Annotated in this window: 16 protein-coding genes; 7 read left to right on the forward strand and 9 right to left on the reverse strand. The window is 67.0% G+C overall.

The genetic code is table 11. From position 1 onward, the window contains the following. Positions 1 to 27: 27 nt before the first annotated feature. The 7 genes from LWW89_RS10075 to LWW89_RS10105 all read right to left on the reverse strand — a co-directional run bounded on the left by LWW89_RS10075 (position 28) and on the right by LWW89_RS10105 (position 11,379). Positions 28 to 1,377: a DUF805 domain-containing protein gene (locus tag LWW89_RS10075; protein WP_293263849.1), complete on the reverse strand. Its 1,350-nt coding sequence runs from the start codon at positions 1,375 to 1,377 to the stop codon at positions 28 to 30. 181 nt (positions 1,378 to 1,558) lie between these two features. Next, entirely contained in the window at positions 1,559 to 3,205 is a 1,647-nt protein-coding gene (locus LWW89_RS10080) for a methyl-accepting chemotaxis protein (RefSeq protein ID WP_293263850.1), read from the reverse strand. Positions 3,206 to 3,417: 212 nt separating this feature from the next. Next, a complete protein-coding gene (locus LWW89_RS10085; RefSeq protein WP_293263851.1) occupies positions 3,418 to 5,076 on the reverse strand; it encodes a methyl-accepting chemotaxis protein in 1,659 nt (552 codons plus the stop codon). 378 nt (positions 5,077 to 5,454) lie between these two features. Then, positions 5,455 to 7,047 (reverse strand): acyl CoA:acetate/3-ketoacid CoA transferase, encoded by a 1,593-nt coding sequence (locus LWW89_RS10090; protein WP_293263852.1) that lies wholly within the window; start codon positions 7,045 to 7,047, stop codon positions 5,455 to 5,457. Between the two features lie 520 nt (positions 7,048 to 7,567). Continuing rightward, complete coding sequence (locus LWW89_RS10095) at positions 7,568 to 8,977, reverse strand: sigma 54-interacting transcriptional regulator (protein WP_293263853.1); 1,410 nt, start codon at positions 8,975 to 8,977, stop codon at positions 7,568 to 7,570. A gap of 179 nt (positions 8,978 to 9,156) precedes the next feature. Beyond that, on the reverse strand, positions 9,157 to 9,909 hold the full coding sequence (locus LWW89_RS10100; protein ID WP_293263854.1) for a beta-ketoacyl-ACP reductase: 753 nt from the start codon (positions 9,907 to 9,909) through the stop codon (positions 9,157 to 9,159). Between the two features lie 72 nt (positions 9,910 to 9,981). Then, positions 9,982 to 11,379, reverse strand: coding sequence for a GntP family permease (locus LWW89_RS10105; RefSeq protein WP_293263855.1), 1,398 nt, complete (start codon positions 11,377 to 11,379; stop codon positions 9,982 to 9,984). 535 nt (positions 11,380 to 11,914) lie between these two features. On the opposite strand from LWW89_RS10105, the gene clpB reads away from it, so the two are divergent. The 7 genes from clpB to LWW89_RS10140 all read left to right on the forward strand — a co-directional run bounded on the left by clpB (position 11,915) and on the right by LWW89_RS10140 (position 20,440). Then, the gene (clpB, locus tag LWW89_RS10110) at positions 11,915 to 14,500 is read left to right on the forward strand and encodes an ATP-dependent chaperone ClpB (RefSeq protein ID WP_293263856.1); all 2,586 of its coding nucleotides are present in this window, start codon (positions 11,915 to 11,917) and stop codon (positions 14,498 to 14,500) included. Between the two features lie 238 nt (positions 14,501 to 14,738). Next, on the forward strand, positions 14,739 to 16,283 hold the full coding sequence (locus tag LWW89_RS10115; RefSeq protein ID WP_293263857.1) for an NAD(P)-binding protein: 1,545 nt from the start codon (positions 14,739 to 14,741) through the stop codon (positions 16,281 to 16,283). Positions 16,284 to 16,339: 56 nt separating this feature from the next. Then, positions 16,340 to 16,900: an OsmC family protein gene (locus LWW89_RS10120; protein WP_293263858.1), complete on the forward strand. Its 561-nt coding sequence runs from the start codon at positions 16,340 to 16,342 to the stop codon at positions 16,898 to 16,900. 8 nt (positions 16,901 to 16,908) lie between these two features. Next, positions 16,909 to 18,105, forward strand: coding sequence for an FIST N-terminal domain-containing protein (locus LWW89_RS10125; RefSeq protein ID WP_293263859.1), 1,197 nt, complete (start codon positions 16,909 to 16,911; stop codon positions 18,103 to 18,105). Position 18,106: 1 nt separating this feature from the next. Then, a complete protein-coding gene (locus LWW89_RS10130; protein ID WP_293263860.1) occupies positions 18,107 to 19,264 on the forward strand; it encodes a sensor domain-containing diguanylate cyclase in 1,158 nt (385 codons plus the stop codon). A 155-nt stretch (positions 19,265 to 19,419) separates the two neighbouring features. Next, positions 19,420 to 19,881 carry a MarR family transcriptional regulator gene (locus tag LWW89_RS10135; RefSeq protein ID WP_293263861.1) on the forward strand — a complete coding sequence of 154 codons (462 nt, stop codon included), beginning with the start codon at positions 19,420 to 19,422 and terminating at the stop codon, positions 19,879 to 19,881. A 133-nt stretch (positions 19,882 to 20,014) separates the two neighbouring features. Further along, positions 20,015 to 20,440, forward strand: a complete 426-nt coding sequence (locus tag LWW89_RS10140; protein ID WP_293263862.1) for an organic hydroperoxide resistance protein — start codon at positions 20,015 to 20,017, stop codon at positions 20,438 to 20,440. Between the two features lie 88 nt (positions 20,441 to 20,528). Here the strand turns inward: LWW89_RS10140 and LWW89_RS10145 are convergent, their stop codons facing one another. Both LWW89_RS10145 and LWW89_RS10150 read right to left on the reverse strand, forming a co-directional pair. Continuing rightward, entirely contained in the window at positions 20,529 to 21,746 is a 1,218-nt protein-coding gene (locus LWW89_RS10145; protein WP_293263863.1) for an efflux RND transporter periplasmic adaptor subunit, read from the reverse strand. 7 nt (positions 21,747 to 21,753) lie between these two features. Further along, complete coding sequence (locus LWW89_RS10150; RefSeq protein ID WP_293263864.1) at positions 21,754 to 23,400, reverse strand: efflux transporter outer membrane subunit; 1,647 nt, start codon at positions 23,398 to 23,400, stop codon at positions 21,754 to 21,756. Positions 23,401 to 23,821 lie beyond the last annotated feature (421 nt).

Below are 23,821 nucleotides of genomic sequence, written 5' to 3' on the forward strand. Positions count from 1 at the left end.
TTGTGGAGGGGGCTGCTGCCAGTGTCGTTATGAGGCTGGGCGCAGATGGTTGTGGACCAGGTTGATGCCCGGGTTGCCGGGCAAGACTTTGCCGTTGACCCGCAGCACCGGCAGCATGATGTGCTGGGCTCCGCCGCCGAGCATGTCGTGCAGTTCCTCCGCCGCCTGTGGGTCCCCATCCACGTTGTACACCGCCGGCTGGATGCCGTTGGCCCTCAGCCAGCCGTGCATCTGGTCGCAGCTGCCGCAACCGGGAATGACGTAGAGGTCGACCTGGTTGCTGGCGGCGTAGCGCGTGACCGGCGGCATGGTGGTCTCCTCGTCCCCCTCGTCGTCGCCCGTGCTGGGCGGAGCCATCCACTCGGTGCCGATGGCCATGGCCTGGGCGAACTTGACGAGGTTCTCGGGGCTGCGGGTCATCTGCTTGAACGCGGTGACGAGCATCAGGCCGGAGAGGACGAGGGAAATGAGCAGGCGCTTGCCGCCGCCGGCATGGGGCGGGGCGCCGTAGTCGTTGTCGTCCTGGCTGCCGGGGATGAAGAACAGGGCCAGGCTCATCAGCACCCCGACGATGGGCACCGCAGCGATCAGGGAGAGCCAGCCGCTGTGGCCCGTATCGTGAAGGCGCAGGGCCAGGCAGCGCACCGCATAGACCAGGCCGATGAAAATGCCCAGGCCGGCGATGAAGAACTGGCCCGTGGACACCGCCAGGAGCACGCCGGCCAGCCAGACGATGGTGGCGACGAAACCGCTGGCCAGGTAGTCGAGACGGCCAAGCCGTCCGCTGAAGCCGATGCCGATCAGGCTGGCACCGTCGATGCCCATGGCTGCCGGCTGGCGCAACCCGGCGCCGGTGCCAATGCCGGGGTTGCGGGCCGGACCGGCCTGCTGCGCGGTCAGTTGTTCGCGGGCCTCTTCGGCGGCCTGCTGCTGGGCGAGCAGGTAGCGCGGCATGTCGAGGCCGCACTGGCGGCACAGGGTGCGCTTGGGCTGGGCCTCGCCGCACTTGGGGCAGACGATTTCCTCCACGGCTGTTTCCACGGTTGGCGCGGCAGTTGTGGCTGCCTCGGCAGTCTCGGTGGCGACGTTCGCCGGGGCGGCCGTAGCCGTTGGCGTGGCTGGTGCTTCCACCACCGGCGCGATTGGGGCAAGGGGTTGCCGCATCGCCTCCAGGTCGAGGCCGCGCAGGCGCGTCAGCCATTGCTCGCTCACGGGGCCGGTGGCGCTTTTGACCACGACCACGGGCCTGCCGCAGAGCATCTGGGCCAGCTGGTCGCCCTGGAGCTTGAATGCCCTGCCTACCTGATCGAAGACCTCATTCAGTGGGCGTCCGGAGATGGTGCGTCCGGAAATGATCACGCGATAAAGTTCTGTCATTGTCGATTTTCCCCGCAGCGCGGCGTCCGGCTTGGGGCGGCCTTGTCGAATGCTTCATTGCTTATGCATCGAGTATAACAACGAGGCGCTATGTCACCGGTGGCGCAGGATGGGTGACCGTATCGCTGCCCCATGAAAAAAGGCGCCTGCTGGCGCCTTTTTTCATGGCCGGAAACTGCGTTCAGCCGATGCGGAAGCGGCTGACGGCGCCTTGCAGGGTGCCGGAAAGCTCGTGCAGGCGGCGTGCCGCGTTGGCGGCGTGGCCGATGGCGCCGGCGGTGTCCTCGGACATCTGGGCGATCTTTTCCACGCTCCTGGCGATGTCGCTGGAGACGGCGCTCTGCTCCTTGATCGAGGCGGTGATGTCGTTGACCACGTCGCGCACCTTGGCGGCGGAGTCGCGAATCTGCAGGATCGATTCGCCGGCCTGGTTGGCCAGGGCCACGCCGTTTTCCACTTGGGCCACGCCAGCTTCCATGCTGGTGACCGCGTTGCGGGTGCCGCCCTGGATCTTGCCGATCATGTCGGCGATTTCCTGGGTGGACTGGCTGGTGCGCTCGGCCAGCTTGCGCACCTCGTCGGCCACCACGGCGAAGCCGCGGCCGGCCTCGCCGGCCCGGGCCGCCTCGATGGCGGCGTTCAAGGCCAGCAGGTTGGTCTGGTCGGCGATTTCCTTGATGGTGTTGACGATGGTGGTGATCTGGTTGGACTGGCGGCCCAGCTCCTCGATGATGGTGGAGGAGGAGCGCACCGAGTCGGCGATCTGGCGCATCTCGCCGGCGGCGCCGTGGATCACCGCAGTGCCCCGTTCCGAGAGATCACCGGATTCGACGCTGATGCCGTGGGCGACCCGGGCGTTGTCCGCCACCTGGTCGATGGACACGGTCATTTCCTCGACCGCGGCGGCCATGGCCGACGAGGCCTCGCTCTGGTGCAGGGCGCTGCCGGTGACTTCCTCGGAGGTGGCGAGCAGCTGGTCGGCGGCCTCGGTGAGCTGTTCCGAGCTGGAGATGACCTGGCCGATCATGTTGCGCAGTTCGCGCTGCATGTCGCGCATGGAGGACATCAGGCTGGTGGTGTCGCCGGGAGCAAGGCGGATTTCCTCGGTCAGGTTGCCGTCGGCGATGCGCTGCACCGCCGCCTTGGCATCCCGGGGTTCGCCGCCCAGGGCACGGAAGATGCTGCGGTAGGTGAGCACCAGGAAGCCGGCCAGCAGGGCCACGGCGATGCCCATGTAGATGGCGAACTTGAGGGCCTGGGCGCGGAAGATGGTGTCCACGTCGTCGATGTAGATGCCGGTGCCGATCACCCAGCCCCAGGGCTGGAACAGCTTCACGTAGGAGAGCTTGGGCACCGGGGCCTCGGCGCCGGGCTTGGGCCACAGGTAGTCCACGTAGCCGGCGCCGGATTCCTTGACCACCCGCATGAACTCCTGGAAGAACAGCTTGCCGTTGGGGTCCTTGAGCCCCGACATGTCCTTGTTTTCGAGCTCGGCCTTGATCGGGTGCATGAGCATCTTGTTGTCCAGGTTCTGGACGAAGAAGTACTCGCTCTTGCGGTAGCGCATGGCGCGGATGGCGCCCAGGGCGGCCGCCTTGGCCGCTTCCGGTTCCATCTGCCCGGTCTTGGCCTGGCCTTCGTAGTAGGTGACCATGGTCACCACGCCGTCGATCAGGTTGTGCACCTGCTCCTTGCGGTCCTCGATCAGCCGGTCGCGCTGGGCGGCCAGGATGAGGGCGAAGATAACGGCGAGGATGGCGACGCTGGCGACGATCAGCAGTGTGAAGCGCGTCCGCACCGTGAGGCCCTGGGCTGCGGGGCTGGTCATGATTCTCTCCCTTGCAAAAACACGTTGGAGCCGTCGTTTTGGACGCCTTCGTGGCGGGGCGCGGCTCTTGGGGAAAGAACTATATCATGAATGCATAATTATCGTTCTAGCTCAGATAGTTGGCGCTTTTTCTGTGACGTTTCCATGGCAAAAGGCCCTGCGCCGGGATGGGCAGGGCCTTTTGACGGCAAGGCGAAAATCAGGAAGCCGGATCAGGCGACGCGGAAATGCCCCACGGTCTGGCGTAGGGAGTCGGCCAGGGCCTGGAACGAGCGTGCCGATTCGGCCGCTTCACCCATGTGGGCGTCGTTGGCCTCGGCCAGGCGGGCGATGCGCTCCACGTTGATTGCGATGTCCTGGCTGGCAGTGCGCTGTTCCCGCACCGAATCGCTAATCTCGTCGATGCCCTTGTGGGTGGTGGCGACGACGTCGCCGCTCTCGCCGAGCAGGACCGCCACCCGGTCCAGGGTGGCATGACTGGCGCGCAGGGCGGCCAGGCCCTGCTGCACCACCGCATCCAGCTCGGTGGATTTGGCACCCACGGTCTCGGTGACGCCGCCGATCTCGGCGGCCGATTTGGCGGACTTTTCCGCCAGCTTGCGCACCTCGTCGGCCACCACGGCAAAGCCGCGGCCCTGTTCGCCAGCCCGGGCCGCCTCGATGGCGGCGTTCAAGGCCAGCAGGTTGGTCTGGGCGGCGATCTCGCTCACTTCCTCGGTGAGGGCCGAGATGGTGCGGGTGCTGGCGATGTAGTCGGCCACGGCGGTGGCGATGGCGCCCACGGTGGTTTCCACCCCTTCGATCTCGGTCATCAGGGTGGCCACGTTGCTGCGCCCTTCCTCGCTAGCGGCCAAGCTCTGGTCAGAGGTGACGCGCACGCCGTCGGCGGAGTCGGCCACGGTGGCGATGCTGGTGGTCAGTTCCTCGACCTCGGCGGCGATGGTGGCGGCGGATTCGGTCTGCTCCCGGGTGGAGGAGGCCACCTCGCCCACCTGGCTGGCGATACTGCCGGCGGACGCGCTCACCTGTTCGGCAATGGTGTGGATTTGGCGCACCGTGGCCTGGAGCTGCTCGGCGAAGGTGTTGAAGGACATGGCGATACGCCCCACCTCGTTGGCCGATTTCACCGGCAGGCGGCGGGTCAGGTCGCCGTCGCCGGAGGCCAGCTGGGCCATGGAGTTTTCCAGTTCGGCCAGGGGGCGGCGCAGGGCCAGGGCGGTCAGTACCACCATCACGCCGCCCAGCAGCAGTGTGACCCCGGCAATGAGCATGGACAGGGTGCGGGCCGTGCCGGCCTGGCCGAGGACGTCGTCCCGGGTGTTGGTGACGGCCTTTTCCTGGCGGGCGATCTCATCCATCAGCACCTGGCGCAGCTTGCGCCAAGCCGGGGTCTCATCCTTGTTCAGGGTGCCGGTGGCGGCCGCCGTGTCGGCCTTGGCCAAGGCCACGACCCCTTCGCGGATGCCTCGCAGCGGCGCCCAGTTCGCGGCGGCCTGATCCATTGCCTTGGCGAAATCCGGATCGCCCGCGCCGAGCCCCTTGGCCTGGGACAGCACGTCCTCGAATTTCTTGTGGGCGTTGTCCAGGTTCGAGTAGGCCTTGGGATTGCCCGGGTCGAGCACGATGTTGCGCAGGGCCTGGCCGGCTTGCAGGCCCTGGGCGTAGAGGTCCTGGACCAGGATTAGGCGGGCCTGGTCCCGGTCGATGAATTCGCCGAAGCGGTCGGCCACCTTGTCCAGGGAATGGAGGGCGTAGGCGAACGCCCCGGTGATGCACAGGGCGGCGATTCCGAGGAGGGCGAACATGGGGAAGAGCAGGGAATTACGGAAGCCGGCGTTGGGCGAGGGGGGATGGGCGGCAATTTTTGTCATGATTTCCTGTCCATGCGAATATAAATAAGTGTCTATATTCTATACATATAAATAACGCCTTGTCCTCGGGAAATGGCGTGGAATAACGGGCTTGGCGATGGAGGCGTCGGCCGGATGGGAATAACGCTGCTTAATTCCGCTTGGCAGCGCCAATCGGTGCATATGTTTAAGCGAATGGCATTGACGGATCGTCGGGCCGAGGCAGGAAACAGCCAAAAATCGGGCAAAAAAAACCCCGGCCGAAGCCGGGGGGACGATCCCTCCTGGGAAGGAAAAACGGTTGGGCTGCTACGCCCTGCGGGTTCAACCGGATAGAGGGGCGCGGGCCGTGTCGTGGGGCGGTACCCCACTATCCCCAGGGTCGAACGCGGCGGGGCGTCAGCCGGCGATCATGGTGCGCAGGCCCATGGGGGCGGGGGCGAAGATGCGTGCGTCCATGAGCTTGAGGTCCGGGCTGATGTGCGGGCGGAAGTCCATCAGGGCCAGCACGTCCTTTTCCAGCTCCACCCCCGGGGCGATCTCGATCAGTTCCAGGGTGCCCTCGGCGGTGAGGCGGAACACACAGCGCTCGGTGATGTACAGCACCGGCTGGCCGCGTTTCGCCGCCACCGGGCCGCTGAAGGTGCGGTGCTCCACCTGCTCGACGAACTTGCGGGTGCGGCCTTCCTGGCGGATCGCCAGCTTGCCGTCTTCCACCGCCACGTCCAGGCCGCCGGCGGTGAAGGTGCCGACGAAGATCACTTCCTTGGCCGACTGGGAAATGTTGATGAAGCCGCCGGCCCCGGTCAGGCGCGGGCCGAACTTGCTGACGTTGAGGTTGCCCTCGGCGTCGGCCTGGGCCAGGCCGAGGAAGGTCAGGTCCAGGCCGCCGCCGTCGTAGAAGTCGAACTGGTAAGGCTGGTCCACGATGGCGGCGGTGTTCACCGCCGCGCCGAAGTTGAGGCCTCCGGCGGGCACGCCGCCGACCACGCCGGGCTCGGTGGTCAGGGTCAGCAGGTCCAGCACCCCTTCTTCGGCGGCCACGGCGGACACCCCGTCGGGCATGCCGATGCCCAGGTTCACCACGGCGCCGGGCTTCAGTTCCATGGCGGCGCGGCGGGCGATGATCTTGCGCTCGCTCATCTCCATGGGCGGGATCGAATCCACCGGCACCCGGATCTCGCCGGCAAAGCCCGGGCTGTAGTCGGTGGCGAAGGTCTGCATGTGGTACTCGGGCTTCTCAGCCACCACCACGTAATCAACGAGAATGCCCGGAATCTTCACCTGGCGCGGGTGCAGGGTGCCCCGCTCGGCGATGCGCTCGACCTGGACGATGACGATGCCCCCCGAGTTGTGGGCGGCGGTGGCGATGGCCAGGGCCTCCAGGGTGAGGGCCTCCCGCTCCATGGTGATGTTGCCGTCGGCGTCCGCCGTGGTGCCGCGGATGATGCCGACGTGGATCGGGAAGGTACGGTAGAGCAGGCATTCCTCTCCCCCCACTTCAGTCAGGGTGACCAGCTCCTCGGTGGTCGAGGCGTTGATCTTGCCGCCGCCGAAGCGTGGATCGACGAAGGTGCCCAGGCCGATGCGCGACAGCTGGCCCGGCTTGCCGGCGGCGATGTCGCGGAACAGGTGGGCGATCACCCCCTGGGGCAGGTTGTAGGCCTCGATCCGGTTGTCCACGGCCAGTTGCTGCAACTTGGGCACCAGGCCCCAGTGGCCGCCCACCACCCGCTTCACCAGGCCGGCGTGGCCCAGGTGGTTGAGGCCCCGTTCGGCCCCGTCGCCCTGGCCGGCGGCATAGACCAGGGTCAGGTTGCGCGGCGCCGCCTCGGCGCCGAAACGGGCCTCCAGGGCCACGGCGATGTTTTCGGGAAAGCCGATGCCGACGAAACCGCCGGTGGCCACCGTGGCGCCGTCATGGATGTGGCTGACCGCTTCCCGGGCGGAAACGATCTTCTGGCGGCGAGGGGAGGTCGGAGTAGCGCTCATGGGAATCCTAACGATGTTGGCTGTGCAGGAAAGTGACGGAATGCGCCGCCGGCGTGCCGGTACGGGCGCGCCCGGTCCGGCAGGCGCGAGTGCGGCTGCCGGCCAGGGGGCCTGGCGGAAGGCGGGAGGCGTCGGGGGATGACGAGGGGCAGCCGGACGCGGGCGCTGGGCCTGGGTCCGGCAGGGCGTTGCGGCATGGGCGCCGCAGCGGGGAAAACGGCAGGGTCATGGCTCTCCTCCAACGGTCGGCGGCTCTCTCGTCCGCTCGCCCTGTTCCTATCGCAGGGGCCGTGCCAGCCGGTTCATCGTATTGAAATAAAAGGGGAATAGGGCAGGGCGTGGCAGATGGCCGGTGCGCCTTGTCTCGGGAGCGAGACGTTTTCCGGAGATTTGGCGGCTGGACGCGTCTCCCAGGCGGGAATGTCTCGGCGCAGAGATGGGGGAGGGTAACGCCGGGATGGCCAAAAAGCAGAACGCCGGGCGGTGCCCGGCGTTCGTGGCGTTTGCCCGGCGGGGCGGATCAGGCGGCGGCGGAGCCGCCGGTACCGATGCCCAGGGCGGCGATCTTCTTGTACAGGGTGGCCCGGCCCAGGCCGAGGCGCTGGGCGGCTTCGGGCACCTTGCCGGCGCAGGCGGCAAGGGCTTGGCGAATCAGCTGGCGCTCGAAATCGGCGATGGCCTCGCCGTAGTTGGGAATGTCCTGGGGCGCCAGGGGGGCGGCGGTACCAGAGGTGTCGGCAGCGCCCGGGACGGGCTCCGCAGCCGGGGCCAGGCTGGCGAAATCGGCGGCGGACAGACGCAGGTGGTCCGAGAGCAGGGTGGCCTGTTCCAGGGCGTTGCGCAGTTCGCGGATGTTGCCGGGCCAGGGGCTGCGGCGCAGCAGTTCGATGGCGCTGGCGTCCAGCTCCCGGTGGGGCAGGCCGGTGCGCTGGGCGATGTTCTCCAGGATGTGCTCGCTCAGCATCGGCAGGTCTTCGAGGCGCTGGCGTAGGGGCGGCACGGTCAGGGACAGGACGTTGAGGCGGTAGTAGAGATCGCTGCGGAAGCGCCCGTCGGCCACCCGCTTGGCCAGGTCCACCGAGGTGGCGGCGATGATGCGCACGTCCACCTTGATCACCCGGTTCGACCCCACCGGCTCCACTTCCTGCTCCTGCAAGGCGCGCAGCAGCTTGGCCTGGAGCGTCGGGGGCATGTCGCCGATCTCGTCGAGGAACAGGGTGCCGCCGTGGGCCAGCTCGAACTTGCCGATGCGGCCCTTCTTGTCCACCCCGGTGTAGGCGCCGGGGGCGGCGCCGAAGAATTCGGTTTCCAGCAGGGTATCGGGGATGGCGGCCACGTTGACGCCGACGAAGGGCTTGTCGGCCCGATCCGAGGCGGCGTGGATGGCGTGGGCCACCAACTCCTTGCCGGTGCCGGTCTCGCCGAGCAGCAGCACGGTGGTGTCGAGCCGGGCGGCGCGGCGGCCCTGGCGCTTCAGTTCCATGGCCGCCGGGCTGATGCCGACGAAGTTGGAGAAGGTGTATTTGGCGCGCCGTTCCTCGGCCAGTTTCTTCTGGGCCTGGGCCAGTTCCTGTTGCAGCCGGCTGAGCCGGCCGTAGAGGGGCTGCAAGGGCTGGAGCTTGTCGTAGAGGGCGAAGCCGACGGCACCGATGACCTCGCCGGCATCGTCCTTGAGGGGCAGCCGGGTGACCACGAAGGGCATCGGCTCCGCTTCCAGGATGTCGAGCAGAATCGGCTTGCCGCTGCGCACCACCTCGCCCATCAGGGTGTTGGGAATGACCTCCTCGACCTTCTTGCCGATGGCGTCTTCCGGGGTGGCGAAGCCGAAGCGCTTCACGTAGCGGTCGTTGATCCAGACGATGCGGCTGTCCCGGTCCACCACGATGGTCCCTTCGCAGAGATTTTCCAGGCTCTCGAAGAGGGATTGCATGGCGCGTTCCCGGACACGTTGGAAGTCGACGAGCTCGGGCGCGGTGAGGGCGAGGGGCATGGGCGGAAAGGGCAAGTCCAGACGGGCGTTCATAGTATGCCTTCAGGCCGTGGGGGTTAAAGCTGCACTGCGGCAAAAAGGGGCCCGCAGGCCCCTTTTCTTGATGCGGCGCAAACTGCTTACTGGTAGTAGAGGCCGCCGTTGATGTTGATGGTGGCGCCGGTGATGAAGCCGGCCAGGTCGGAGGCCAGGTAGGCACACAGGGCGCCGATCTCTTCGGGCTTGCCCAGGCGCTTCATCGGCACGGAGTCGACGATGGTCTGGAGGATCTCCGGCTTGATGGCCATGACCATCTTGGTGGCGACGTAGCCCGGGGCGATGGCGTTGACCGTCACGCCCTTGGCGGCCAGTTCCTGGGCCAGGGCCTTGGAGAAGCCGATCACGCCGGCCTTGGCGGCCGAGTAGTTGGACTGGCCGGCCTGGCCCTTGACGCCATTGACCGAGGAGATGTTGATGATCCGGCCCCAGCCGCGCTCGGCCATCTTGGCGGATACCTGGTGGGTGACGTTGAACAGGCTGTTCAGGTTGGTGTTGATCACCGCGTCCCACTGGCCCTTTTCCATCTTGGCGAAGAACTTGTCCCGGGTGATGCCGGCGTTGTTGACCAGGATATCCACCGGGCCCACCTTGGCTTCGACTTCGGCCACCATGGCCTGGCACGACGCGTAGTCGGACACGTCGCCGGCCACCGGCACGAAGTCCTTGAAGCCGGCCTCGGCCTGCTCCTTGAGCCACTCTTCCGGATTGTCGAACTGCGGGTGGTAGTTCGCCGCCACCTTGTAGCCTGCCTTCGCCAGTTCCTGGCAAACCGCCGAGCCGATGCCGCCCATGGCGCCAGTGACGAGTGCGATGCGTTGTGCGGATTGGGTCATTGCTTACTCCTAGTCGAAACCTAGTCGAAAAAAAGGCAGCCCCGGAGGGCTGCCTGGTTGCTGCCGGGGCGATCAGACGATGCCGAAGGCGTAGTACAGGGTGATGATGAAGAACACCGCCAGGGTTTTGATCAGGGTGATCGAGAAGATGTCCTTGTAGGACTGGCGGTGGGTCAGGCCGGTCACCGCCAGCAGGGTGATGACGGCGCCGTTGTGGGGCAGGGTGTCCATGCCGCCGGAGGCCATGGCGGCGACCCGGTGCAGCACTTCCAGGGGGATGCCGGCGGCCTGGGCGCTCTGGATGAAGGTATCGGCCATGGCGGCCAGGGCGATGCTCATGCCGCCGGAGGCCGAGCCGGTGATGCCGGCCAGGGCGGTGACGGTGATGGCTTCGTTGACCAGGGGGTTGGGGATGGCGCGCAGGCCGTCGGCCACTACCAGGAAGCCGGGCAGGGCGGCGATCACGGCGCCGAAGCCGTATTCCGAGGCGGTGTTCATCGAGGCCAGCAGGGAGCCGGCGATGGCGGCCTTGGAGCCTTCGGCGAAGCGGCTGATGACGGCCTTGCCGCCGAAGATGAACACGGTGAGGATGCCCACCAGCAGCGCCCCTTCAACCGCCCAGATGGCGACGATCTTGGAGATTTCCTGGACCACCGGGGCGGCCTTGCCGATCACCGCCGGCACGAAGGAATGGCTCTTGCCGTAGAACTCGGGGATCAGGAGGGTGAACACCTTGTTCATCACGCCCACCAGTACCAGGGGCAGCAGGGCGATCAGCGGGTTGGGCAGGTTGGTGTGCTCGAAGGGCTCCGGCTCATTGACCAGGTTGGTGCCGTAGCCTTCACCGGCGGCGGCGGCCTGGCGGCGGCGCCATTCCAGGTAGACCATGCCCAGGGCCAGGATGAACAGGCCACCCAGGGTGCCCAGCCAGGGGGCGGCCCAGGTGTCGGTCTTGAAGAAGGTGGAGGGGATGATGTTCTGGATCTGCGGGGTACCCGGCAGGGAATCCATGGTGAAGGTGAAGGCGCCCAGGGCGATGGTGCCCGGGATCAGCCGCTTCGGGATGTTGCTCTGGCGGAACATCTCGGCGGCGAACGGATAGACCGCGAACACCACCACGAACAGGGACACGCCGCCGTAGGTGAGGATGGCGCCCACCAGCACGATCGACAGCATGGCCCGCTTGGCGCCCACCACCTTGATCACGGCGGCGACGATCGACTTGGAGAAGCCGGACAGTTCGATCACCTTGCCGAAGATGGCGCCGAGCAGGAACACCGGGAAGTACAGCTTGACGAAGCCGACCATCTTGTCCATGAACAGGCCGGTGAACATCGGCGCCACCAGGGAGGGGTCGGTCAGCAGCACCGCGCCCAGGGCCGCCACGGGGGCGAACAGGATCACGCTGTAGCCCCGGTAGGCCACGAACATCAGCAGCGCGAGCGCCACCAGCACGATTAAAAAGCTCATTGTTGCTCCTCTCACACTAAATGTTTTTGTGGTTCGGCCTGGGCCGGACATGCCCTCTTAGCAACCCTCGTGCCCATTCCCATAGACTCGCCTTAAGCGCTTGATGTTCCATGGCTATCGTCCGGCCGGGCGGTCCCGGGGGGCGGGGGAAGACCCGGCCAGTCCCCGAAATGGGACGGAAACGGCCGGCGGGGAGCAGGTCGGGTGTTCCGCCCATAGACTGGCCGGCGAGGGTTGCGCCAGGCTGGGCATAAGCGCATGAATACAGGGCGTTTTTGACGGTTCCGTGACAGACCGTAACAGTCTCCATCCGGAGACTTTTTGCCGATGCCCGGAAAGCCACGACTGGCGCGGGGTTTGGCGATAGGGGTCTGGAACGCCGCGCCAGTCGTGGATCTCCACGCCTGGGCTGTGAAGATGCCCGTCCGGTGCGGGGAGCGCAAGGGGGCTGGCAATTCTTGCGGCCGCGCTTGAAATCCACGGCGGGGCACCCACATACATGGCATCACACATTAATTGCCGCGAGGACCGATCCATGCGCTTCGACCAGTGCACCACCAAATTCCAGCAGGCCATCGCCGACGCCCAGAGCCTGGCCGTGGGCGGCGACAACCCCTACATCGAACCCCTGCACCTGCTGCTGGCCCTGCTCAACCAGGACGACGGCGCCAGCACCTCCCTGCTCGCCCGGGCCGGGGTGAACGTGCCCGCCCTGCGGAACGACGTGGAGCAGGCCCTCAAGCGCCTGCCCCAGGTCAAGGGCAGCGGCGGCGAGGTGACGGTGAGCCGCGACCTGAACAACCTGTTCAACCTGACCGACAAGGAAGCACAAAAGCGCGGCGACCAGTTCATCGCCTCGGAGCTGTTCCTGCTGGCGCTTGCCGACGACAAGGGTGAGGCGGGCCGGCTGGCCAAACAGCACGGCCTGGCCAAGAAATCCCTGGAAGCGGCCATCACCGCCGTGCGCGGCGGCCAGAACGTGGGCAGCCAGGAGGCCGAATCCCAGCGCGAGGCGCTCAAGAAATACACGGTGGACCTGACCGAGCGGGCCCGCCGCGGCAAGCTCGACCCGGTGATCGGCCGGGACGACGAGATCCGCCGCGCCATCCAGATCCTGCAACGGCGCACCAAAAACAACCCGGTACTGATCGGCGAGCCCGGCGTGGGTAAAACCGCCATTGTCGAGGGCCTGGCCCAGCGCATCGTCAACGAGGAAGTGCCGGAAACCCTCAAGGGCAAGAAGGTCCTGTCCCTGGACATGGCGGCGCTCCTGGCCGGCGCCAAGTACCGGGGCGAATTCGAGGAGCGCCTGAAGGCGGTGCTCAACGACATCGCCAGGGAAGAGGGCCGCATCATCGTTTTCATCGACGAGATTCACACCATGGTCGGCGCCGGCAAGGCCGAGGGCGCCATCGACGCGGGCAACATGCTGAAGCCGGCCCTGGCCCGGGGCGAGCTGCACTGCATCGGCGCCACCACCCTGGACGAATACCGCAAGTACATCGAGAAGGACGCCGCCCTGGAGCGGCGCTTCCAGAAGGTGCTGGTGGACGAGCCCAGCGTGGAAGCCACCATCGCCATCCTGCGCGGCCTGCAAGAGAAGTACGAGGTGCACCACGGCGTGGACATCACCGACCCGGCCATCGTTGCCGCGGCCGAGTTGAGTCACCGCTACATCACCGACCGCTTCCTGCCGGACAAGGCCATCGACCTGATCGACGAAGCCGCCGCCCGGATCAAGATGGAGATCGACTCCAAGCCCGAGTCCATGGACAAGCTGGAGCGGCGCATGATCCAGCTCAAGATCGAGCGGGAGGCGATGAAGAAGGAGACCGACGAGGCCTCCAAGAAGCGCCTGCAACTGCTCGAAGAGGAACTGGAGCGCCTGCAACGGGAATACAACGACCTGGAAGAAATCTGGAAGGCCGAGAAGGCCCAGGTGGTGGGCTCCCAGCACATCAAGGAGCAGATCGAGGCGATCCGCCTGCAGATGGACGAGGCCAAGCGCAAGGGCGACTGGCAGAAGATGTCCGAGTTGCAGTACGGCAAGCTGCCCCAGCTCGAAGCCCAGTTGAAGGCTGCCGAGGCCGGCGATAAGGAAAGCAAGGCGCAGAAGTTCAAGCTGCTGCGCACCGAGGTCGGCGCCGAGGAAATCGCCGAGGTGGTCAGCCGCGCCACCGGCATTCCGGTGAGCAAGATGATGCAGGGCGAGCGCGAGAAGCTGCTCAAGATGGAAGACCGCCTGCACCAGCGCGTGGTCGGCCAGGATGAGGCGGTGCGGCTGGTGTCCGACGCCATCCGCCGTTCCCGCGCCGGCCTGTCGGACGAGAACAAGCCCTACGGCTCCTTCCTCTTCCTCGGCCCCACCGGCGTGGGCAAGACCGAGCTGTGCAAGGCCCTGGCCGAGTTCCTGTTCGATTCCCAGGAGCACCTGATCCGCATCGACATGAGCGAGTTCATGGAGAAGCACTCCGTGGCCCGCCTGATCGGCGCGCCTCCGGGCTACGTGGGCTACGAGGAGGGCGGCTACCTGACCGAAGCCGTGCGGCGCAAGCCCTACAGCGTGATCCTGCTCGACGAGGTGGAAAAGGCCCACCCGGACGTGTTCAACGTGCTGCTGCAAGTGCTCGACGACGGCCGTATGACCGACGGCCAGGGCCGTACGGTGGACTTCAAGAACACGGTGATCGTCATGACCTCCAACCTGGGCAGCCAGATGATCCAGCAGATGGCCGGCGACGATTACGGCGTGATCAAGGTGGCGGTGATGGCCGAGGTAAAGAGCTACTTCCGCCCCGAGTTCATCAACCGCATCGACGAGGTGGTGGTGTTCCACAGCCTGGGCGAGGCCCACATCAAGAACATCGCCAGAATCCAGTTGCAATACCTGGAAAAGCGCCTGGAGAAGATGGAGATGGGCTTGCAGGTGGACGACAGCGCCCTGGCCGAACTGGCCCAGACCGGCTTCGACCCGGTGTTCGGCGCCCGGCCGTTGAAGCGCGCCATCCAGAGCGAGATCGAGAACCCCCTGGCGCGGCTGATCCTGCAAGGCGAATTCGGGCCCAAGGACAGCATCCGGGTCACCTGCGAGAACGGGGTGATGCGCTTCAAGAAGGCCTAAGACTGAGTCTGGGCAAAGAAAAACGGCGGGCTATGGCCCGCCGTTTTTCGTCGACGTGCGAAAGACGTGCAATCGGGCGGTTAATGAATTTCGCATATCGCCACGCGCCCCGATTTTTTTCCATTTGTGCCCACTTTCATTGACGATCCGTTGACGTTGATTGGATAGCGTTCGCTGGCGTAATGATCAATGAATCGTGATTCGGATGACTCGTCCATCCGGTGGGAGGTTGGGAGCAATGAGGAAAATCAACAGGGTAGCCATCATCGGTGGTGGCTTGAGCGGCCTTGCGGCGGCCTATGTGTGTAAGCAGCAGGGCATTGGCTTCACCGTCTTCGAAGATGTCCACCACATGGGCGGCAACATGCGCACCGTGCGCGGGATCGACATCGGCCTGGGGGAGGGCCGCACCCGCTGGGTGGACCTGGGGGTGAACGACTTTTCCAAGACCGGCTACCAGGAGCTGGTCAAGGTGATGGACAGCCTGAACGTCCAGTACCGGCCGTTGCAGGACGTGGCGTCCTATTCCACCATCGCCCGGGACGGTACCCCGACCTCCGAGATCGAGACCGGCTTCACCATCGAGAAGGGCTGGAGCACCGAGGCCTCGCCGGAGATCGAGCAGGGCTTCCTGGATTTCCGCCGCTACTGCGAGGACCACCTGCAGGAGCTGATGGACAGCGACGATCCCCACTACAAGTACATGACTGTGGCCCAGTTCCTCGAAACCTCGGGGCTAGCGCGTAACACCCAGTTCGTCGAACGCTGCCTCTACCCGCGCATCGTCGGCATGTACTTCACCAGCAAGGTGCCCCCCGGCGACCTGCCGTTCCGCGTCATCCTGCACTACTACTACCTCCAGGAAGGCCTGGGCCGCCGGCCGACCCCGGACCCGGAGCGCATGTACTGGGTCGACGGCGTGCGCAGCTGGGTCGACGCCCTGTGCGCCTACCTGGACCCGGGCTTCGACGGCTCCACCTCCACCGATGCCCTGCGGGTCAATACCTACGCCGCCTTCCGGGTCGAAGGCTCGGGCGCCGTCCTGGTCAGCTCCCGCCCCGCCCGCTCCCCCGACGCCAAGCCGCTGGTGGAAAGCTTCGACGCCGTGATCGTCGCCAAGCAGGCCTGGGACGTGCTCGGGCGCTTCGAGGACCCGTCCCAGGCGGCGCCGGGCCTGGCGGACACCCTGGCCCGCTTCCGCTTCTCCGAGGACCAGGTATTCGTGCACAACGCCACCGGGGTGCTGCCGCCCAACGCCAACGCCTGGAGCACCTACAACCTCAACATCCCCCGGGACTACGCGCCGGAGCACATCGGCTACACCATGACCTACTGGTGCAACCGCCACCAGAACGATCCGGCCAACCCGGACTACAACTGGCAGAACGAGGAATTCCGCGCCCAGAGCTACCTGCCCAACTTCTTCTGCACCCTCAATCCGATCAACCCGCTGCCGGACGAGAGCATCCTCCTGCCGCCGTGGAAGAACGGCAGCGGCGGCAACTGCACCATGTTCCGCTTCAAGCACAACATCATGGACATGGCGGCCTATCAGGCCCAGGAATCCCTGCCTGCCCTGCAAGGACACAACGGTGTGTGGTTGGTGGGGGGCTACACCACTGGCGTGGGCCTGCAGGAGGAATGCTGGATCGGTGCGGTGGATACCGCCGAGGTCATGCTCGGCCTCAAATCGAACTTCACCTCCAAATACCGCCACGACGTGCACGGGGCCGGCCGCGTGCCTGCCTACATCCGTCGTCTGGTCCACGGCGAGGCGGGCTGAACCGAGCCGCCACCGGAGACCTTCCACCGCACCAACCAATCAATCGGGGAAAAAACATGAGCAAGGATTTGAACGGGATCGACCTGGAGTCGATGGGCAATTTTGCCGCGGCGGCCAAGGCTGACAAGGGCGTAGCGGAGGTGAAGTTCGTCGCCAAATCGACCTGGAAAGGCGGCGCGCGCTGCGACGCCACCATTTCCGAGTTCTACTCCAACGGCCAGGTGGCCTCCCGCCCCGGACGCGTCTTCACCTTGCCCATGGACGAGCCGCCGCCCATGGGTGGCCATGATGCCCACCCGAACCCGGGGGAAATGCTCGCCGCGGCGATCTGCGGTTGCCTGACCGCGGGCATTGCTGCCAACGCCGCCCTGTTCGGCACCGAACTGGACAGCATCGAGGTCGAGGCGGCGGTGGACTGGAATCTACTCGGTGTGCTCGGCATCGACCGGGAAGTGCCCTGTGGCGCCTCCGGCGTCCATTACACGGTCACCCTCAAGGGCAAGGGCAGTCCGGAGCAATTGCGCCGCAGCAAGGAGACCCTGGACCGCAAGTCGGCGATCCTGAACTCCCTGCTCAAGCCGATTCCCGTCTCCAGCAGCACGGTCATCGTCGAGTAGGGGTTGCGATGCGGGTAGGCGTTGGCTACAGCGACAATCCGGATACTCTCGCCGCCGGTACCCAGGCGGCCCGGGATGCGTTGACCCAGGCCGGGCTGGAGGGCTGCGACCTGGTGCTGCTGTTCTCCACGGCGCGACACGATCCCCAGGTTCTGCGCCAAGCGGTCGCCGCGGTGGTCGGGCCTGGGGCGCGCATCGTCGGCGGCTGGGCGGTGGGCACCCTGACCAATCGCTGCCTGGGCTACGCTGGCGACCAGGTGGGGCTGGCCGCCTTCGCCCTCGATGCGGTGGAATGCCAGCTCATCGCCGAGGGCGACCTGGCCGAGGGTGAAACCCTGGTCGGCGAGCGGATCGGCCAGCGCCTGGCGGCGCTTGGCACCGGGCACGAATCGCCGGTGCTGCTGTTCTACGACACGGTGAATCGCACCAATGGGCGGATGAGCATGCTCATGGCCACGCCGCTGCTGACCGGCATCGAGCGCTCCCTCGGTTACCTGCCGGCCCTGGTCGGCGCCGGCTTGACCGGCGACATGGTGGGCACCCCGACCTGGCAGTGGACCGGCGAGGGCATCGCCGAGCGCCACGCCCTGGCCCTGCTGTTTTCTGCCGGCGTGCGCATGGACAGCATCATCATGCACGGCTGCCAGCCTTGCACCGGTTACTACACGGTGACCAAGGCCGACGCCCAGACCATTCTGGAGATCGACGGCCGGCCGGCGCTGGAGGTCATCGGCAGCATTCTCGGGGATGCTATCGCTCCGGAAGATTTCGGCTTTTTCGTCACCCTGGGGGTGAACATGGGCGACAAGTGGGGCGACTTCGACGAATCGGCCTACGTCAACCGCATGTGCCTGAAGATCGACCGCAAGCGCGGCGGGCTGGTCATGTTCGAGCCCGACATGGTCGAAGGCACCCAGTTCCAGGTCATGCACCGCAGCGTCAACATGGATTACATCTCACCGCGCATCGAAAGCCTGTTCGCGGGGCTCGACGGGCGCACGCCGGTGTTTGCCTTCTACATCGACTGCGCCGGACGGGCCGCCGGTTTTGCCGGCATCGACGCCGAAGACGCCGCCGTGGTCCAGCGGGTGGTCGGCGAGCGGGTGCCCCTGCTGGGCATCTATTCCGGCGTCGAAGTCGGTTCTGTGCTGGGTCGCCCCCGGGCCCTGGACTGGACCGGCGTGTTCTGTCTGTTCAGCACCTGACATGGCAACCACCGCATCCGCCTCCACTCCCCCCGCCGAGTTCGACGAACTGCGCCGCGAGGTGGCCTACCTGCGCAAGCGGACCGAGCAGCTCGCCGCCAGCCTGGTGCGGGGCGACACCGTCGCCGCGGCGATCCGCCACGAACTGGAGCAAAAGCGACGCGGCTTCACCCTGATGGGCGAACTAGCCGTCACCCTGGGGCAGGACACGGATTACGCCAGCGCCTTTCATGCCATCACCCGGCGTATCAACAGCGCCCTCAACATGCAGCGTACCGCCGTGCTTACCCCCAATGACGACGGCAGCTTCAGCGCCGTCGTGCTGCAGGGCTATGACGAGGCGGATCGGCAGACGGTGGGCGAGCGGTCCATTGCCGTGCCCGCCGAAATGCTCGACCCCCTGCGCCCGGTGCTGCTCACCCGGGCCGATCCCGACGGCCGCCTAGCCGAGGTGCGCACCGCCTTGGGCTTGCCTTACCTGATTTCCACCCCCGTCGTTTTGAACGGCGAGATCGTCGCCCTGCTCGTCACCGGCCGGGTGCGCGAACAACGTCCCTTCTTGCCCCGCCTGGGGGGGAGCGACGTCGAGACGGTCCAGGCCGTTGGTGCCTACCTGGCCGCCGTGCTTGCCGGGCAACGCCTGCAGCAGGCGGAAAACCTGGCCAATTACGATCCGCTCACCGGGCTGCCCAACCTGCGCCTAGCCAGCGATCGCTTGCAGCAGGCCGTAACCCTGGCCGCCCGGGATGGCTTTAAGAGCGCGGTGATGTTCATCGACCTGGATGGCTTCAAGGCCATCAACGATACCCTCGGCCACGCCGCCGGGGACGCCACGCTGCGCATCGTGGCCCAGCGCCTGGAAGCCAGCGTGCGCAAGTCAGACACGGTGGGGCGGATTGGCGGCGACGAGTTCATCATCGTCCTGCCCCACATCGACCACGCCGAAGGGGCTCGGGTGGTTGCCGAAAAAGCATTGGCCGAGGTCTGCCGGCCCATGACGTCTTACGGCCTTGACTGCCAGGTCGGCGCGAGTATCGGCATCGCCGTCTTCCCCGACCACGGCAGTGATGCCGCCACCTTGCTGCAGCGCGCCGACGAAGCCATGTATGGGGTCAAGAAGAGCGGCAAGCGGGCGGTGCATTTCGTGGGCGAGCGATAAGCACGCGCTGACGGGGTGACCGGCATCGTGTCCTCCGGGGGCTGGCCCACGACAGCCCTGGCGGCATGGCAAAAGCGAAGAAAACTGAAGGCGATAGTTTGGTGCCAATCATGGAATAGCTTGCAATAAAGTAGTGTGCTATTTATATTGATCCCATGAACGACGCCATCGCACCTGCCGAAACCTCTGCCAGCCTGCTGTTGGACAACCAGTTCTGCTTCGCCCTCTACGCCACCACCCTGGCGATGCAGAAGGTGTACCGCAAGCTGCTCGCCCCCCTGGGACTGACCTATCCTCAGTATCTGGTGATGATGGTGCTGTGGGAGCGGGACGGGCAGACGGTGTCCCAGATCGGCGAGCCCCTGGGCCTCGATTCTGCCACCCTGACGCCCCTGCTCAAGCGCCTGGAGGCGGCCGGACTGGTCAGCCGCAGCCGGGCGGCGAGCGACGAGCGCCAGGTGGTGGTGAGCCTGAGCGAGGCCGGCCGGGCCTTGCGCGGGCGGGCCGAAGAGGTGCCGGCCGCGATGCTGTGCGCTGCCGCCTGCCCCCCCGACGATCTGGGCCGGCTCAAGAATGAACTGGAAGAGTTGCGCCAGCGTCTGTTGCAGTACGAATGAGCCGGCAGGGGACGGTTTTTCCCTGCGCCTAACGTATAGCGCGCTATTCAATAGCAAAGTTTAAGGCAGGCGATGCGCCCGGGCGGTCCGAAGTCATCGCAGGCAATTCCCCCACTCCTAGGAGAAACGCACCATGTCGATCGAAAAAGTCCTGTACCGCGCCGAAGCCCACGTTACCGGCGGCCGCGACGGCCACGCCGCCACCAGCGACGGCCACCTGAAAGTGCGCCTGACCACGCCCAAGGAACTGGGCGGTGCCGGGGGCGACGGCACCAATCCGGAGCAGCTGTTCGCCGCCGGCTATTCGGCCTGCTTCATGGGCGCCATGAAGTTCGTCGCCGCCCGGGAGAAGATCGCCTTCCCGCAAGATGCCGCCATCGATGGCCGGGTCGGCATCGGCCCCATTCCCTCCGGCTTCGGCATCGAGGTCGAACTGCGCATCGCCCTGCCGGGCATGGCCCGGGACGCGGCCCAGGCCCTGGTGGACAAGGCCCACGTGGTCTGCCCTTATTCCAACGCCACCCGGGGCAACATCGACGTGACCCTGACCCTGGTGTGAGGCCGGAAGTCGGGCAAGCCCCCAAACGACAACGCCGCCCCTACGGGCGGCGTTGTCGTTGATGGCGGATGGTGGGGTGTCGGACGGATCAGTTGGCGTCGGCGCCGGTCTTGACCGCATCGCCGACGGCCAGGCCCTTCTGGCCCTTGAGTACCACCTGGGCGCGCTCGTCCAGGCCGGCCACGATCTCCACCAGGCCGTCCTTGCTGCGGCCGGTCTTGATGTCCACCGCGTCGATCCTGCTTTCGTCGTTCACCGTCAGCACCCGGGCGCTGCCGTTGCCCGGGTCGCGGACCACGGCGGACTTGGGCAGGGCCAGGGCCTTGCGCTTACCCATGCTGATGGTGCCCGAGACGTTGAGGCCGGCCTTGAGGTTGGTGCCGGCGGGCAGGTCCACGTAGGCCAGGCCGTTGCCGGTGGTCACGTTGATGGTGGGGGACACCTGGCGCACCCGGCCCTTGACCTCGGGGCCCAGGGGGCTCTTCACCGTCACCTCCTGGCCGGGGGAAAGGCGTAGCAGGGTTTCGCCCTTGACCTCGGCGCGCCACTCCAGGCGCCCCTGGCGGATCAGGCGGAACAGTTCGCTGCCGGCGGAGACGATGGTGCCCTCGGCGGCGCTGCTGGCCGAGATCATGCCGTCGTCCGGTGCCACCAGGGTGGTGTTGTCCAGACGCAGCTGCTGGCGCTTGACCTGGGCCTGGGCGGCGCTCAGGCGGGCCTCGGCGGTGCGCCGCTGGGTCTCGAAGAGGGTCAGCTCCTGCTGGCTGACCCCGCCGGAGGCGGCCAGGCGCCGGCCCCGCTCCAGGGTGGCGGTGGCCTGGGCCAGGGCGGCCTGGGCTTCGGACAGCTGGGCGTTGGCCGCGTCCAGATCGGTTTCCACCGTGGCCGCGTCCAGCCGGGCCAGGGGCTGGCCCTTCTTGACCGTGTCGCCCACGGTGACCAGCACCTTGGACAGGCGCAGCCCGCCTACCTCGGCGCCGATGCTGGTTTCCTGCCAGGGCATGACGTTGCCGCTGGCCTCGATCAGGTCGGGCCAGGATTCGTTGCGGGGATGGACCACCGCCACGGCGGGAACCGGCTTGGGCGGCGGGACGGCCGCTGGGGGTTGTACTGCCGCCTGGGCCGCTTGGCTCGTGGCCGGGGCGGCGTCGCCGCCGGCGGTTTCGGCGTTGGACAGGCTGGCGGCGCCGAGCACCAGGGCGGCGGGCACGGCCAGGGCGAGGAGGGCGGCGAGGCGCTTTTCCGGCAGACGGAGCTTGGCCAGGGCGGCGATGGACGAGAGGCGGGAGGGGCTGGAGGGCGTCATGGTTCGCTCAATCGGGATGGCGGACTTCGGCCAGGGGAACGGTCTGGACGGCTGCCGCCGGGGCGGCCTGGGCCGACACGGCATCGGGTTGAGTGGCGGGGGCGGCCCCAGGCTTGGCATCGGGTGTTGCCCCAGGCGTCGCCCCGGGCTGGGCGTTCGGCTTGTACTGGGCGCCGCCGCCGGTGGCGCGGTTGAGCGCCACCCAGGCTTGCAGGCGTTCCTGCTGCACGCTCAACAGGGTCTGCTGGGCGCTCAGCATCGAGCGGCGGGCATCTTCGAGTTCCAAGAGGTTGCTGGCGCCCTCGCGGAAGCGCACGTCCACCGAGTCGAAAAAGCGCTGGTACTGGCTGGCGGACACCCGGGCGTTCTCGGCCCGCTCGTGGGCGGCGGCGTAGCGGGTCAGGGCGTCCTCGATCTCCTGGATGGCCGCCCGGGTCTCGGCCTTGAAGTCGGCCAGGGCCTCGTCGTAGCGGGACTTGGCGATCTCCACGGCGGCCTTGCGCCGGCCGCCGTCGAAGATCGGCAGGCTCAGGGACGGGCCGAAGGACCAAGTGCCGAAGGACAGGGCGCCGCCGCCGCTGGTTTCCGACACGGTGTAGCCCAGGTCGCCGTTGAGGGTCAGGCGCGGGTAGCGGTCCGCCTCGGCCAGGCCGATGTCGGCGGACGCCGCCGCCAGCCGCCGCTCGGCGGCGCGCAGGTCGGGGCGCTGTGTCAGGGCGTCCTTGGGGATGGCGATGCTGAAGTGCCGGGGCACCGGCAGGCGCCCCAGGCCCGTGGGCTGGTCGGCCAGGGCGCGCATCAGGGCCGGGCGGGGGATGCCGGTGAGGCGGGTCAGCTGGTTCTCCAGCCGTTCGCAGGACGCCCGGGTGGCCGCCAGTTGGGTCTTGGCTTCGGCCACCGAGGCGGTGCTGCGCACCGCCTGGTAGGGGGCGGTGAAGCCTTCCTTGACGCTGGCGGCGGTGAGCTGGGCGGTGGCCTGGCGCGAGGTCAGATCCTGCCCGCTCAGGGCCAGGTAGGACTGGCAGACCCGGTAGCTCAGGTAGGCGTCGGTCACGTCGGCGGCCAGGCTCACCCGGACGTCGGCCAGGGTCGCCGCCTGGGCCGCTTCCCGGGCCAGGGCGCCTTCCTTGCCGCGGCGCACGGCACCGAACAGGTCGATTTCCCAGGAGGCGTTCATCGACAGCCAGGATTCGCTCAGGCTCTTGCCCGAGGAATCGCTCACCCCGCTCTGGGCGTTGGCGCTGCCGTCCACAGTCGGCTGTCCGGCGGCATTGGCCTGGCCGGTGCGGGAGCGGGACTGGCGGAGCTTGGCCGTGGCCGCTTCCAGGGTCGGGCTGCTGGCGAAGGCTTCGGCGATCAGGTGGTCGAGCACCGGGTCGGACAGTTCTTCCCACCAGGGAGCGGTGCGGGCCACGCCGCCGTCGGGGACGGAGGATTTTGCGTCCGGGGCGTCAGGAGTACCTGGGGTGGCCAGGGCGGTGCTCGACGTCCAATGGTTGGGCACGTCGGTCGGGGAGAGCTTGGGGGCCTGGTAGTTCGGGCCCACCGCGGCGCAGCCCGCCAGGGCGAGGGCAAGGAGGGGAGGGAGGATGCCTGGTGAGGCAAGGGCCCGCCGCCGGGGCGCGCCTGGAGGCTGGGGGTACTGAGAGGCCATCGTCGTTGTTTCTTCTCGTGACGTGGGCCGTGGCCGGGCTTGTGGCGCGGGCACGCCGGGGCGTCGTGGGATTGCCAATCCAAGAGGATGACGGCTGGCCGGAGGGAGTTCAAGGGAAGTTTTGCAACAGCATGTATCCACCCTGCCGGCCTGCGTTTTCCGGGGCGCTGCCAAGCCTGCGCGCCCCGCATGTCGGGACGATGAATCCCGGGAATGGGGAGGCGTATCACCGGCCTTCCGCCTGCCGTGGCCGTCCGCAATCGTCCGGCTGCACGGCATGGGGCAAGGGGGGCGTTCCGGGCCGGTCCGGGCCCCGCGTCGATTTTGCCGCCTGCGGTTGTCCGAGGTAGGTGGATGGGGGGAAAGAAGGTGGGAAAGAAGGTGGGAAAGAAGGTGGGAAAGAAGGTGGGAAAGAAGGTGG

The sequence above is a fragment of the Oryzomicrobium sp. genome (assembly GCF_021287045.1).
GTDB lineage: Bacteria > Pseudomonadota > Gammaproteobacteria > Burkholderiales > Rhodocyclaceae > Oryzomicrobium.

Coding starts and splice junctions, on each gene's coding strand:
- LWW89_RS10075 (WP_293263849.1), bottom strand. CDS start 1,377: ATGACAGAACTTTATCGCGTGATCATTTCCGGACGCACCATCTCCGGA.
- LWW89_RS10080 (WP_293263850.1), bottom strand. CDS start 3,205: ATGACCAGCCCCGCAGCCCAGGGCCTCACGGTGCGGACGCGCTTCACA.
- LWW89_RS10085 (WP_293263851.1), bottom strand. CDS start 5,076: ATGACAAAAATTGCCGCCCATCCCCCCTCGCCCAACGCCGGCTTCCGT.
- LWW89_RS10090 (WP_293263852.1), bottom strand. CDS start 7,047: ATGAGCGCTACTCCGACCTCCCCTCGCCGCCAGAAGATCGTTTCCGCC.
- LWW89_RS10095 (WP_293263853.1), bottom strand. CDS start 8,977: ATGCAATCCCTCTTCGAGAGCCTGGAAAATCTCTGCGAAGGGACCATC.
- LWW89_RS10100 (WP_293263854.1), bottom strand. CDS start 9,909: ATGACCCAATCCGCACAACGCATCGCACTCGTCACTGGCGCCATGGGC.
- LWW89_RS10105 (WP_293263855.1), bottom strand. CDS start 11,379: ATGAGCTTTTTAATCGTGCTGGTGGCGCTCGCGCTGCTGATGTTCGTG.
- clpB (WP_293263856.1), top strand. CDS start 11,915: ATGCGCTTCGACCAGTGCACCACCAAATTCCAGCAGGCCATCGCCGAC.
- LWW89_RS10115 (WP_293263857.1), top strand. CDS start 14,739: ATGAGGAAAATCAACAGGGTAGCCATCATCGGTGGTGGCTTGAGCGGC.
- LWW89_RS10120 (WP_293263858.1), top strand. CDS start 16,340: ATGAGCAAGGATTTGAACGGGATCGACCTGGAGTCGATGGGCAATTTT.
- LWW89_RS10125 (WP_293263859.1), top strand. CDS start 16,909: ATGCGGGTAGGCGTTGGCTACAGCGACAATCCGGATACTCTCGCCGCC.
- LWW89_RS10130 (WP_293263860.1), top strand. CDS start 18,107: ATGGCAACCACCGCATCCGCCTCCACTCCCCCCGCCGAGTTCGACGAA.
- LWW89_RS10135 (WP_293263861.1), top strand. CDS start 19,420: ATGAACGACGCCATCGCACCTGCCGAAACCTCTGCCAGCCTGCTGTTG.
- LWW89_RS10140 (WP_293263862.1), top strand. CDS start 20,015: ATGTCGATCGAAAAAGTCCTGTACCGCGCCGAAGCCCACGTTACCGGC.
- LWW89_RS10145 (WP_293263863.1), bottom strand. CDS start 21,746: ATGACGCCCTCCAGCCCCTCCCGCCTCTCGTCCATCGCCGCCCTGGCC.
- LWW89_RS10150 (WP_293263864.1), bottom strand. CDS start 23,400: ATGGCCTCTCAGTACCCCCAGCCTCCAGGCGCGCCCCGGCGGCGGGCC.